Source organism: Pseudomonas sp. So3.2b, assembly GCF_019464415.1.
Classification (GTDB): Bacteria; Pseudomonadota; Gammaproteobacteria; order Pseudomonadales; family Pseudomonadaceae; genus Aquipseudomonas; species Aquipseudomonas shahriarae.
In genome coordinates, this window is sequence record NZ_CP080494.1 from 1,307,641 (window position 1) to 1,319,874 (window position 12,234).

General features: G+C 62.8%; 11 protein-coding genes. 8 read left to right on the plus strand and 3 right to left on the minus strand.

Translation table 11 applies throughout. The features are described 5' to 3' along the window. Positions 1-81: 81 nt before the first annotated feature. The 3 genes from fecA to K1X80_RS05765 all read right to left on the minus strand — a co-directional run bounded on the left by fecA (position 82) and on the right by K1X80_RS05765 (position 3,947). Entirely contained in the window at positions 82-2,427 is a 2,346-nt protein-coding gene (fecA, locus tag K1X80_RS05755) for a TonB-dependent Fe(3+) dicitrate receptor FecA (protein WP_200660659.1), read from the minus strand. A 90-nt stretch (positions 2,428-2,517) separates the two neighbouring features. Then, positions 2,518-3,462: a FecR domain-containing protein gene (locus tag K1X80_RS05760; protein WP_186625453.1), complete on the minus strand. Its 945-nt coding sequence runs from the start codon at positions 3,460-3,462 to the stop codon at positions 2,518-2,520. Then, positions 3,459-3,947, minus strand: coding sequence for a sigma-70 family RNA polymerase sigma factor (locus tag K1X80_RS05765; protein WP_057958345.1), 489 nt, complete (start codon positions 3,945-3,947; stop codon positions 3,459-3,461). The genes K1X80_RS05760 and K1X80_RS05765 overlap by 4 nt, the downstream gene beginning before the upstream one ends. Positions 3,948-4,158: 211 nt before the next feature. Between K1X80_RS05765 and K1X80_RS05770 the strand changes: the two genes are divergently transcribed. The 8 genes from K1X80_RS05770 to dacB all read left to right on the plus strand — a co-directional run bounded on the left by K1X80_RS05770 (position 4,159) and on the right by dacB (position 12,228). Further along, positions 4,159-4,461, plus strand: a complete 303-nt coding sequence (locus tag K1X80_RS05770) for a DUF3649 domain-containing protein (protein WP_057958346.1) — start codon at positions 4,159-4,161, stop codon at positions 4,459-4,461. Next, the gene (locus K1X80_RS05775) at positions 4,458-6,032 is read left to right on the plus strand and encodes a PepSY domain-containing protein (protein WP_120731693.1); all 1,575 of its coding nucleotides are present in this window, start codon (positions 4,458-4,460) and stop codon (positions 6,030-6,032) included. The genes K1X80_RS05770 and K1X80_RS05775 overlap by 4 nt, the downstream gene beginning before the upstream one ends. Further along, on the plus strand, positions 6,032-6,358 hold the full coding sequence (locus tag K1X80_RS05780) for a DUF3325 domain-containing protein (RefSeq protein ID WP_057437857.1): 327 nt from the start codon (positions 6,032-6,034) through the stop codon (positions 6,356-6,358). Before K1X80_RS05775 ends, K1X80_RS05780 begins: the two co-directional genes overlap by 1 nt. Before the next feature lie 7 nt (positions 6,359-6,365). Beyond that, the gene (locus K1X80_RS05785) at positions 6,366-6,944 is read left to right on the plus strand and encodes an RNA polymerase sigma factor (protein WP_057958348.1); all 579 of its coding nucleotides are present in this window, start codon (positions 6,366-6,368) and stop codon (positions 6,942-6,944) included. Then, positions 6,941-7,918, plus strand: a complete 978-nt coding sequence (locus K1X80_RS05790) for a FecR family protein (protein WP_057958349.1) — start codon at positions 6,941-6,943, stop codon at positions 7,916-7,918. Before K1X80_RS05785 ends, K1X80_RS05790 begins: the two co-directional genes overlap by 4 nt. 102 nt (positions 7,919-8,020) lie before the next feature. Next, a complete protein-coding gene (ykgO, locus tag K1X80_RS05795) occupies positions 8,021-8,170 on the plus strand; it encodes a type B 50S ribosomal protein L36 (RefSeq protein ID WP_020297337.1) in 150 nt (49 codons plus the stop codon). Positions 8,171-8,280: 110 nt separating this feature from the next. Beyond that, positions 8,281-10,704, plus strand: coding sequence for a TonB-dependent receptor (locus tag K1X80_RS05800; RefSeq protein WP_220172710.1), 2,424 nt, complete (start codon positions 8,281-8,283; stop codon positions 10,702-10,704). Between the two features lie 69 nt (positions 10,705-10,773). Beyond that, positions 10,774-12,228 (plus strand): D-alanyl-D-alanine carboxypeptidase/D-alanyl-D-alanine-endopeptidase, encoded by a 1,455-nt coding sequence (dacB, locus tag K1X80_RS05805; RefSeq protein WP_198792275.1) that lies wholly within the window; start codon positions 10,774-10,776, stop codon positions 12,226-12,228. Positions 12,229-12,234: the final 6 nt, after the last annotated feature.

Genomic DNA, 12,234 nt, shown 5'->3' on the forward strand with positions numbered 1-12,234 from the left:
TGCAGGCCCGTTTTTTTTGTGGCTGATAGGTATCAAATGTCGGAGCTGGCCAGCAGTGTATTCAGGATCTTTGCCGGCCCGTCAGAACGCGACTGAGGTCTGCACATACACGGTGCGCGGTTCTCCCACGTATTTGCCCTTGTTGTTATCGTCAAACGAACGGGTGAAGTACTGGGTGTTGAAGATGTTTTTCACCCCCACCGCCACATTCAGATCCGACAACTGCGGGCCGAAGTCGTATGCCGCGCGGCTGCTGAACAGCATGTAGCCGGGGATGCGCCCATTGCTGCCATCCACGCTTTCGGCCTGGGTGTTGGCGTTATCGGCGAATTGGCTGCTCTGGTAGGTGCTGTCCAGGTTCAACTTCCATTGACCTTCGGTGTAGCCCACGCCCAGGGTACCTTTGTGCTTGGACGAGAAGGGCACGCGGTTGCCTTTGTTCGGGCCGTCTTCGCGGATGGTTGCATCGACATAGGCGTAGCTGGCGTACACATCAAAGCCAGCCAGCGCCGGGCTCAAGCCGTCGAGGGCGTAATTGACGCTGGACTCGATACCCTGGTGCCGCGTTTCGCCCCGGGCGATCACCGAGTCGTTGGTCTGGTTGCTTTCGTACTGGTTGTCGAAGTTGATCAGGAACGCGCCGATTTCTGCGCGCAGCGCGCCATTGTCGTAGCGCGTGCCGACTTCCCAGGTGCGGGCCTTTTCTGGCTTGACCGCACCGCTGCTCACACGGTTGGGCATCTGGCTGTACTGCACGCTGCCGAAGGAACCTTCGGTGTTGGCGTACAGGTTCCAGTCGTCGGTCAGGTGATACAGCACGTTCAACGCCGGCAGGGCGGTGTTGTAGTCACCCTTGTATTTGACGTCGGTCAGGTTGTTGGTCTGCTGGGACTTGATCATCTCGTAGCGGATGCCCGGGGTCACGGTCCATTTGCCGATATCGATCCGGTCGTCGATAAAGAACGCGTTGGCTTCGGTGCCACCCCGGGTGTCGCGGTCGTTGCGGCTGTCGGTGTTGGGCAGTTGCTGGTTGGCGCTGATCGGCGTGCGGTAGCGCAATTCATGCCCGGCCTCGTTGATGTAGCGGTAGCCCACGCCCACCTCGTGGCTGCTCGGGCCGAGGTCGAAGCCTTGGGCCAGGCGGGTTTCCAGGCCGCGTACCCAGTATTCGCGCGGCGACAGCGAAAGGAAGCTGCCCTGGTCCAGATAACCGCTGCGCAAGGTCTTGGTAAAGAAGCTGTTGACGGTGAATTCCCGGCGATCTTCCTGGTAGCGATAGCCTACGTTGAACATCGTACGGCGGCCCCAGAACTTGTCGTAGGGCCGGGTGGATTGATACGGGTCGGCCTTGTAGGCCGCCGTGCTCAAGCCACCGGGCATATCGGCCTGACCCTCGTAGTACTGGGCCATGGCATTGAAGCTGTTGGCTTCGTCCAGCTGGTAGTGGCCCTTGAGGATCAGGTCGTCGATTTGGGTGTCGCTGTGTTCACGCCAGTCACCGCCGCGGGTGCCGGAATACAGCAGCGCGCCGCCCAGGCCATTGTCGGCGGTGCCGCCGGCCAGCAGGTTGCCGGTGGTCTTGAAGCCATCGTGGCTGGAAGACGGGCTGGTCTCGGTCTGCAGGCCGCCCTTGACCATCGGTGCATCGGGAATTGCCCGGGTCACGAAGTTGACCACGCCGCCGACGTTCTGCGGCCCGTAGCGTACCGCGCCACCGCCGCGCACCACGTCCACGGCATCCATGTTGCCCATGCTGATGGGCGCGAACGACAGCTGCGGCTGGCCATACGGCGCGAAAGGCACCGGAATGCCGTCCATCAATACCGTCGAGCGCGACGCCAGGCGCGGGTTGAGCCCGCGAATGCCGAAGTTCAGCGCCATGTCGTGGCTGCCGGTGCCGTTGTTTTCCGGCGCGTTGACCCCGGGAATACGGTTGAGCACGTCACGGGCCTGGGTTGCGCCCTGGCGCTCGAATTCTTCACGACGGATCACATCGCGGGCGCCGGGGTGTTCGAAGACATTGATCTGCGCCGCATCGCCGAGCCAGTCGCCCACCACATTGGAGGTGCCCAGCTCCAGGGGGGCCGGCGCGTTCAGGGGTTGCAGGCTATAGGCATTGTCACCTTCGGCGCGGGCTTGCAGGCCGGTGCCCTTGAGCAACGCGTTCAAACCTTGCTCGGTGGTGTAGTTGCCCTGCAGGCCCTGGCTTTGCGCGCCGGCAGTCACTTCGGAGCCAAACGAAATCAGCACGCCAGCCTCACGCCCAAATTGATTCAATGCCGCTTCCAGAGACGCCGGGGCGATGTGATAAGGCTTGGCCTCGGCCGCCAGGGCGTAAGGCAGGGCGCTGAAACTGAGGCTGGCGCCCAGCAGCAAGTGGCGCAGCGTACGGGCGAGTGGCGTCAGGCGAGTCGGTTGCTGGGGCATGAAGAACGTTCCTCAGAGGTGGGAAACAGGGTGGCTTTCCCTCTCTGTCACGCGAGGTACGGAAAACGGCTCACGGGTGTCGAAAATAATTCAGGCGCGGGCTTCGACGCTGACCCAATAGCGGGTAAACCGCCGCACTTTAACCGGCAGGCTGATTTGCAGCAGGTCGAGGATGCGCTCGCTGTCGTCCAGCGGGTAGCTGCCGGAGATCAGCAGGTTGGCCACCTGCGGATCACACTGCAATTGGCCACGGCGATAACGGCTCAGTTCCTCGAGGAAATCTGCCAGGCGCATGTGCGATGCCACCAGCATGCCGTCGGCCCAGGCACCCGTGTTGGCATCGGTGAGACGCGGGGTATCCCAACCTTTGCGGGTGAGGTTGACCTGGTGGGATTTTTCCAGGGGCAGGGGCAGGCCGTTGTAGGACCTGGGTGCAATCTCCACCTGGCCATCCAGCACCGCGACCTGGGTGTGATCGTTGAACTGACGCACATTCACCTGTGCCGCCTGGGTGCTGACGACGCCCTGGCCGGTGATGATCTGCAACGGGGTGCTGGTGCGCAGCAATATCTCGCCTTCGAGCAGGCGGATCAGGCGCTGTGGGCCATCGAATTGCACATCCACCGCACTGGCAGTATTGAGTTGCAGCTGGCTGCCGTTGGCCAGTTGTACCTTGCGGCGCTGGCCGAGGGGGCTGCGGTAGTCGGCGGTCAGCGGCGGGATCAAGTGCTGCTGGCGCAAGCCCCACGTAGCCGCCGAGCCGACGCCGAGGATCAGCAGCAGTTTCAGGGCCTGGCGCCGGCTGCTGGATTGCGGTGCGTTCAACGCCGCGTGGGCCAGGGGCGAGGGCATGCCGCGCAGGCGTTGGTTGACCCGCTGAATATGCTCCCACGCCCGTTGATGCTCGCTGTGGGCCTCCAGCCAGTGTTGCCATTTGGCCTGTTGGCGCGGGTTGAGCGGGCCTTGCTGCATTTGCATCAGCCATTGCACCGCCTGTTCGGCGACCTGGGTCGAGAAGTGTGTGGTGGGGTTCATAGGGCGAAATAGCAGCGCATGGCCGCTTTGTTCAGATGACGTTTGACGGTGGCGATGGAAATCCCCAGTTCGGCAGCGATTTGCGCGTAGGTCAGGCCATCGAGCTGGGCCAGCAGGAAGGCGCGTTTGACCAGCACGGGCAAACCGTCGAGCAGTTGGTCCAGCTCCATCAGGGTTTGCAGGATGATCGCCCGCGCTTCTTCCGATGGCGCAGCAAGTTCAGGCATTTGCGCCAGGGCGTCGAGGTAGGCGCGCTCCAGGTCCTGGCGGCGGTAGTGGTTGAACAGCACGCGCTTGGCGATGGTGGTGAGGAAGGCGCGGGGCTCGATCAACGTCGGGGTTTCGCGGGCGCTTAACACCCGGATGAACGTGTCCTGGGCCAGGTCGGCGGCGCTGTGCGGGCAGCCGAGCTTGCGTCGCAACCAGCCGGTCAGCCAGTGGTGATGGTCGTGATACAGGACTTCGACGGTATTGGACGGCCGCAACGCGAACACTCCGGCAGCATCTGCATGCTTTAGATAACGAGAATTGTTCGCATTGTAGAGTGGCCAGGTGGCATTCGGCAATTAGCACAGGACCGATAGCCGTTTTAAAGTCGCCACAAGACCCTGTGGGTGTTGGCTTCATCCGTTCTCTTTTGCTTATAAGAATAATTATCATTAAACTCCCGCCCCTGATAAACCAGGTGCCACTGGCATGAAAAGCAAAGCATCACTTCCTGTTTCCTATCGTCTCGGCGTGACGTCGCGGCTGCTGGCGGCTGTGGTCGGTGGCTATGTGCTGGCGTCCCTGGCCAGCGTGTGCCTGACCTTGTGGCTGCCAATCTCCCGCGCCGATGCGGTGGTCAGCGGCATGCTCAGTTCCTTTGTGTTCTACCTGCTGGCAGTGATCTGGTGTTTTGCCTGCCGCAGTGCCGCCCGCGCCTGGTTTGGCGTGCTGGTGCCCTGCGCGATACTGGCCACCCTGGCAGGCCTGGCCTATTGGATGGCGCGCCCATGAAAGAGGGTTTCCGTCAGGCCATGGCCTGGTTGCACACCTGGGCCGGGTTGATTTTCGGCTGGTTGCTGTTCGCGATTTTCCTCACCGGCACCCTGGCTTACTTCAAGGGCGAAATCACCCATTGGATGCAGCCGGAAGTGCCCGCCCATGCGGTGGACGATGCGCGCAGTGTGGCCGTGGCGCAAAGCTATCTGGAACAGCACGCCCCCACGGCGGCGCGTTGGTTTATCGGCCTGCCCAACAGCCGCGACCCCGGTTTGTCGGTGATGTGGCAAGACAAGGTCGACCCTGGCCGGCGCGGCAATTTCATTGAGAAAATGCTCGACCCGGTCTCCGGCGAGCAACTCCAGGCCCGGGAAACCATGGGCGGCGAGTTCTTCTACCGGTTCCACTTCCAGTTGCAGATGCCTCACCCGTGGGGTCGCTGGTTGTCGACCATTGCGGCGATGGTGATGTTCGTCGCGCTGATCACCGGGATCATCACCCACAAGAAAATCTTCAAGGACTTCTTCACCTTCCGCCCGCGCAAGGGCCAGCGCTCCTGGCTCGATGGGCACAACGCGGTGGGCGTGCTGGTGCTGCCGTTCCACCTGATGATCACCTACAGCAGCCTGGTGATCTTCATGACCATGGTCATGCCCGCCAGCATCCTTGCGTCCTATGACGGCGATACCCGCGCCTTCTTCAATGAACTGTTCCCGGCCACCAACAACGCACCGGCCCTCGGCCAGCCGGGCAAGCTGCTGCCCTTGGCGCCGCTGGTAGAACAGGCACGGGCGCAGTGGGACGGTGGGCACGTGGGGCGGCTGGCGGTGAACAACCCCGGCGATGTGAATGCCGCAGTCAATGTCTCCCGCGCCGGTTCTGACCGGGTGGTGCATGATTTCGGCAGCACCGTGTCCTTTAATGGCTCCACCGGCGAACTGCTGCGGGTCAGTGCCGAGCAGTCGCTGCCGATGGCAATCGGTGGCAGTTTCTACGGCCTGCACATGGGGCACTTCGCCGGCCCGCTGCTGCGCTGGTTGTACTTTATCTGCGGCCTGGCGGGCACGGCGATGATTGGCACCGGCCTGGTGATCTGGCTGGGCAAGCGTCAGCTCAAGCATGTAAAGACCGGGGTGATGCCGTTTGAATTGCGCCTGGTGGAAGTGCTGAATATTGCCAGCATGTCCGGGCTGGTCATCGCCATTGCCGCGTTTTTCTGGGCCAATCGCCTGCTGCCTGTGAGCTTCGCCGAACGCTCGGACTGGGAAGTGCAAAGTTTCTTTATCGCTTGGGGCCTGACCCTGCTCCATGCCATGTTGCGCCGTGGCCGCCGTGCCTGGATCGAGCAACTGGGCCTGGGCGCCGTACTGTTTATGGCGGTGCCGCTGCTCAATGTGCTGACCACCTCCGAGCACCTGGGCGTGTCAGTGGCCAAGGGTGATTGGGCCATGGCCGGCTTTGACCTGACCTGCCTGGGCAGCGGCCTGTTCCTGGCCTGGGCTGCCTGGAAAATGCAGCACCGCAGCGCCGCCCAGCCCCGGGCCGAGCGCGCCCGCCCACTGACCCTCAAAAGCGAGGTGCACTGATGTTGCTGGCCTTGTTGCTGTGCTATGCGGGCTTTGTTGCACTGTGCCTGTCCCTGGACCGTCACCATGGCGAGTTGCTGCACAGCAAACCTTCGCCACGACGGCGCCTGGGGTTGCGCGTGGGCGGTTGGTTGTTGCTGGGGCTGTCGATCTGGCCGGCGGTACACATGGCCGGCTGGAGCCGGGGCCTGGTGGACTGGTGCGCGGTGCTGATGCTCAGTGGGCTGTTGCTGGTGCTGCTGTTGCCGTATCGGCCAAGGCTGGCCCTGGTTCTCGCAGGCGTCGGCCTGCTGGTCAGCCCCGTTGCGGCTTTCGCGACCCTCTGAGCCCCTTTTGATGATCACCACGCCGCCCGAGTCCCAGGATCAGCCCCACGCAGAAGCGTCGGGCGGGCGCGCACATTTCCTGCAGGTATTTTTGTCCCAGCGTTCACAGATGGAGGCGTTGGTCAGCCGCCGCGTAGGCTGCCGGGCGACGGCAGCGGACCTGGTACAGGATCTGTTTCTGCGTTTCTGGCGCCGGCCCCTGGTGCAGGTCGAAGAACTCAGCACCTACCTGCTGCGCTGCGCCGGCAATATCGCCATCGACCACCTGCGCAGCGAAAACGCGCGGGTGCGCGGCACTGAAGGCTGGATGCCGGAGCAGCACGACCATCACAGTTCCGAGCCCCAGGCCGCGCTGGAAGCGGGCAACGATCTGCGCCATGTCGAAGCGGCGCTGCGCAGCTTGCCGGAGCGTACGCGGCAGATCTTTTTGCTCAACCGCATCCACGGGCGCAAATACGCAGAAATCGCCAAGGCCATGGGCCTGTCCCAAAGTGCCGTGGAAAAACATATGATGCGCGCCCTCGAGGCCTGCAAAGCCAGCCTTCGGCAAGCCCATCCGCCACGCTCGCCAGGGAAAGCACCGTGAACGTCACCCCGACACCCGCCCAGGAACAGGCCGCCCTGGCCTGGCTCAGCCTGCTGCACGATGCGCCGAGCAGTGGCGACCAGGCTACCTTCAGCCACTGGTTGCGCGCCGACCCGGCCCATGTCGAGGCGTATGCCCAGGCCCAGGTGCTGTGGGAACTGAGCGAAGTCCCGGCGAGCACTCTGGCTGACGAAGACGCGTTGGCCTTGCAGCGTTACCTCAAGGCCATGGACGGTGCGAAAGGCTCCCGCATGCGCCGCTGGTCTGCAGCGCTGGCAGTGGCGGCGTGCCTGGTGCTGATGGTGTCGCTGGGCGCGGGGTGGCAGCCGCAGCGCTGGGTCGATGACCTGGGCGCCGATTACGTCAGTGCGCCGGGTGAAGTCAAAACCGTGACCCTGGCTGATCAAAGCCAAGTCACCCTGGATGCCGACAGCGCGATTGCCGTGGATTTCAGTCACGGTGAGCGGCATATCCAATTGCGTCGCGGTGCCGGTTTCTTCAGCGTGGCCCACACCGGGCAAGCCTTTGTGGTGCACGCCGACAGCGGCGAAGTGCGGGTGCTGGGCACCCAATTTGAAGTGCGCCTGCAACCGGCGGGCGCCCAGGTGACGGTGCTGTCGGGGCGGGTAGGGGTTACGCCGTCGGCCCAGGGTCCTCAGCAAATACTGACGGCCGGCCAGCAAGTGGCCTACGCCGAGGGTGTGGCTGATGAGCGGCATGCGGTGGACAGTGAATCGCGCCTGGGCTGGCGCGATGGCTGGCTCAACTACTACAAGACCCCGCTGGCCGATGTGGTCAAGGACCTGGGCCGTTACTACCCCGGCCGCATCCTGCTGTTCAATGACGAACTCGGCGCCCGCCGGGTCAGCGGCAGCTTTCCGAGCAAAGACCCCGAGGCGGTGCTCAAGGCATTGCAAGCGGTGCTGGGCTTTGAGCAGCACAGTGTGTTGGGGCGGTTGATCGTGGTCCGCTAAAAACCAGCCCCACAGGAATCGTGAACGCCTGAAGAGAAAGTTGATAATTATTCTTATTTGCATTTATGATATGTTATTACATTCATGCAAAGGAGCCACCCTATGAAAGTCCTGTCCTCCCTCAAAGAAGCCAAGAACCGTCATCGCGACTGCCAGATCGTCAAGCGCCGGGGGCGGATCTATGTGATCTGCAAATCCAACCCCCGCTTCAAGGCCCGGCAGGGCGGGGCGAAAAACAAGAATAAAGGCTGATGTTGAAATTATTTTCAATTTCACCTGAGGTAAAACCCCACGCCATCCGTGTAGTGCTTGAAACTGCGATCAATTCGCATTAACAGCGTTTTCTACACGGGTTCTCAAGCATGAAGTCCAGGGCAAAAGCGGCGGTAGGCGGTTCGGTTAAACAGTGGCTGGGAGCCTCCCTTCTGGCCGCTTCAGGCCTGGCATTACAACCCCTGAGCCTGGCGCAAGCGGCGCAGGAGCAGAGCGCAGTCTTCAGCTTTGCGCTGCCGGCCAAGCCGTTGCCCCAGGCCCTGAGCGATTTCAGCCGGGTGACCGGCATCAGCGTGGTCTACACCGACGAAGCCCCCTACACCCTCAACGCCCCGGCCGTCAGTGGGCAGATGAGTGCCGCCCAGGCTCTGCAGCGCCTGCTGGGCAACTCCGGCTTGACCTTCCGCCAGATCGACGCCCGCACCCTGGCCCTGGAACCGCTGCCTAGCGAAGGCGCGGTCAACCTCGGCGCCACCACCATCAGCGGTGTCAACCAGCAGCAAACCACCAGCTACCAGCCACCGCCCACCAGCTCGGTCATGCGCTCCCAGGGCTTGCTGCTGGAAACCCCGCAAACCGTGAACATGGTGCCGGCCCAGGTGATGCGCGACCAGGTGCCGCGCAACCTCGACGATGCCTTGGCCAACATCAGCGGCATCACCCAGACCAACACCTTGGGCAGCACCCAGGATGCGGTGATGCTGCGTGGCTTTGGCGACAACCGCAATGGCTCGGTGATGCGCGATGGCATGCCGGTGGTGCAAGGCCGGGCGCTGAACGAAACCGCCGAGCGCGTCGAAGTGCTCAAGGGCCCGGCGTCGTTGCTGTATGGCATTCAGGACCCGGGCGGGGTGATCAACATTGTCAGCAAGAAACCCGAACTGACCCAATCCACCGCCTTGACCGTGCGTGGCTCGACCTATGGCAGCGGCAAGAACGGCAGCGGCGGCAACCTCGACACCACCGGCCCGTTGGGCGACAGCGGCCTGGCTTACCGCTTGATCGTCGACCATCAGGATGAGGACTACTGGCGCAACTTCGGCACCTATCGCGAAAGCCTGATCGCGCCGTCCCTAGCCTGGTACGGCGACACCACCCAGGTGCTGCTGGCCTACGAGCACCGCGAATTTCTCTCGCCGTTCGACCGTGGCACGGCCATCGACCCCAAGACCAATCACCCGCTTAACATCCCTGCCACGCGCCGCCTGGATGAGCCCTTCAACAATATGGAAGGCCGCTCGGACCTGTATCGCGTCCAAGTCGACCACGACCTGAACGACGACTGGACGGCCCACTTCGGCTACAGCTGGAACCGCGAAACCTACGACGCCAGCCAGGTGCGTGTGACTAAGGTCAATGCCAATGGCACTTTGACGCGCAACATGGACGGCACCCAGGGCGCGTTGACCACCGACCGCTTCACCACTGTGAGCCTTGAAGGCAAGGTGGACGTGGCCGGCATGCGCCATGACCTGGTATTCGGCCTGGATGACGAGTACCGCAAAATCTACCGCGCCGACCTGATCCGCCAGGCCAGCCGCAGCGTGTTCAACTACAACGACCCGGTGTACGGCCGCGAAGTGGCGGGCACCAACGTCAGCGCGCCGGACAGCAACCAGACCGACCTGCTGCGCAGCGATTCGGTGTTTTTCCAGGACGCCATTCACCTCACCGACCAGTGGATCCTGGTCGGCGGTGCGCGCTTCCAGGCATACGACCAATACGCCGGCAAGGGCCGCCCGTTCACGGCCAACACCAACAGCAACGGCCAGAAGTGGGTACCTCGTGCCGGCCTGGTGTATCGCTACACCGATGAGCTGTCGTTCTATGGCAGCTACACCGAATCGTTCAAACCCAACTCCACCATTGCGCCGCTGGACAACAAGATGGTGATCGACGGCAGCATCGCCCCGGAACAGTCCAAATCCTGGGAGCTGGGGGCCAAGCTCGATATGCCGGGGCGTATTACCGCTAACGTGGCCTTGTTTGATATCCAAAAACGCAACGTGCTGGTGTCGATCACCGAGGGCGCGACCTCGATCTACAGCGTCGCCGGCAAGGTGCGCTCCCGTGGCCTGGAAATGGACCTGAGTGGGCAGTTGACCGACCAGTGGAGCCTGATCGGCAGCTATGCCTACACCGATGCCGAGGTCACCGAACACCCGACCTTCAAAGGCAAGGGCCTGCAGAACGTGGCGAAAAATTCCGGCTCTGTTTCAGCCGTATATGACTTCGGCACCATCGTCGGCGGCGATCAACTGCGTGTCGGTGCCGGTGCGCGTTACGTGGGCGAGCGGGCTGGCGATGCCCTCAACAGCTTCGACCTGCCGGGCTACACCGTGGCCGATGCGTTTGCCACCTATGACACCAAGGTTGACGGGCAGAAGGTCAAGTTCCAGCTCAATGTGAAGAACCTGTTTGACCGTACCTACTACACCTCGGCCGTCAGCCGCTTGTTTGTGTCCATGGGCGATGCGCGCCAGGTGTCGTTGTCCAGCACCCTGGAGTTCTGACCGTCGGCGATGACGCTGGCGGCCTGAGCTGCTAGCGTTGCGCTCTTTGATGATTGCCGGGACGGTTTGATGCAGTTGGGACGATGGATACACACCAGCGCCATGCTGGTGGGCGTGAGCCTGTTATTGGGTGGCTGTGCCACGCCTTCGAAAACCGGCGAACAGGCGCTGGACCAATTGCTGGCTGATCCTGCCTTGGCGGGTGCCAGTGTTTCGCTGATGGTGCGTGATGCTCGCAGCGGCAACACGCTGTACCAGCACAACCCACGCACGCGGCTGGTGCCGGCCTCCAGCCTGAAACTGCTGACCACTGCGGCGGCCATGGATGTACTGGGCCCGCAGTATCGGTTTTCTACGCAGTTGCTGAGCAATGGCAGCCAACAGGGCACGCGCCTGCTGGGCAACCTGTACCTGCGGGGGCTGGGTGACCCGACGATCCAGTGGGCGGATTACCAGGCGCTGGCGGCGAGCCTCGCCGCCCAGGGCATCCGGCAGGTCCAGGGCGATATGGTGTTCGATGACAGCTGGTTCGACGCCGAGCGCTTGGGTGTGGATTGGGCCCATGACGACGAAGACAAGTATTACGGCGCGCAGATTTCCGCGCTGACCGTGTCACCCAATGCTGATTTTGATGCGGGCACCTTGATCGTCACGGCCAAGGCGCCCACAACGGTCGGCCAGTTGGTGAGTGTCACCCTGAGTCCGCCCACCGACTATGTACAGCTCAGCAACCTGGCCGTCAGCGGCCCAGGCAATAGCTATGGGCTCAATCGCCAGCATGGCAGCAACCTGCTGCGCCTGAGCGGCGCGTTACCGCCGGGCAAGCAAAGCCGCCAATGGGTCAGCGTGTGGGAGCCGACGCAACTGGTGGCCAATCTGTTTGCCCAGGCCTTGGCGGAGCAGGGGATCAGCGTGCAGGGGCGGCGGGTGATCGGTGGTGTGAGTCCGGCGACCGCCACTGTCCTGGCAACACACCAGTCGGCACCGTTGCAGGAGCTGATCAGGCCCTTGCTCAAACTGTCCAATAACAGCATGGCCGAAGCGCTGCTCAAGGCCATGGGGCGCCAGCAGGCGAGTGCCGGCACGGCGGCGGCCGGGGTTGCGGCGGTGGCCGACTTTATCAAGCGCCAGGGCCTGGACCCGGCAACATTAAGCCAGGTGGATGGCTCGGGTTTGTCGCGACGTAATCTGGTGTCGGCGCAGAACTTCACCGACCTGTTGCTGGCCATTAACAAGCAGCCGTGGTTCAACGCCTGGTACGACGCACTGCCCATCGCCGGCAACCCGGACCGGCTGGACGGCGGCAGCCTGCGTTACCGCCTGCGCGGGACAGCGGCGCAAAACAACCTGCAGGCCAAGACGGGGTCGATGGGTGGGGTGTCTTCGTTGACGGGCTACATCACCGATGCGGGTGGGCGGCGGTTGGTGTTTTCGATGCTGACCAACAACTATGTGGTCCAGGGGAGCCGGATCAAGGCGCTGGAAGATCGACTGGCCGTGGTCCTGGCACAAAGCCTCGATTGAAACCCA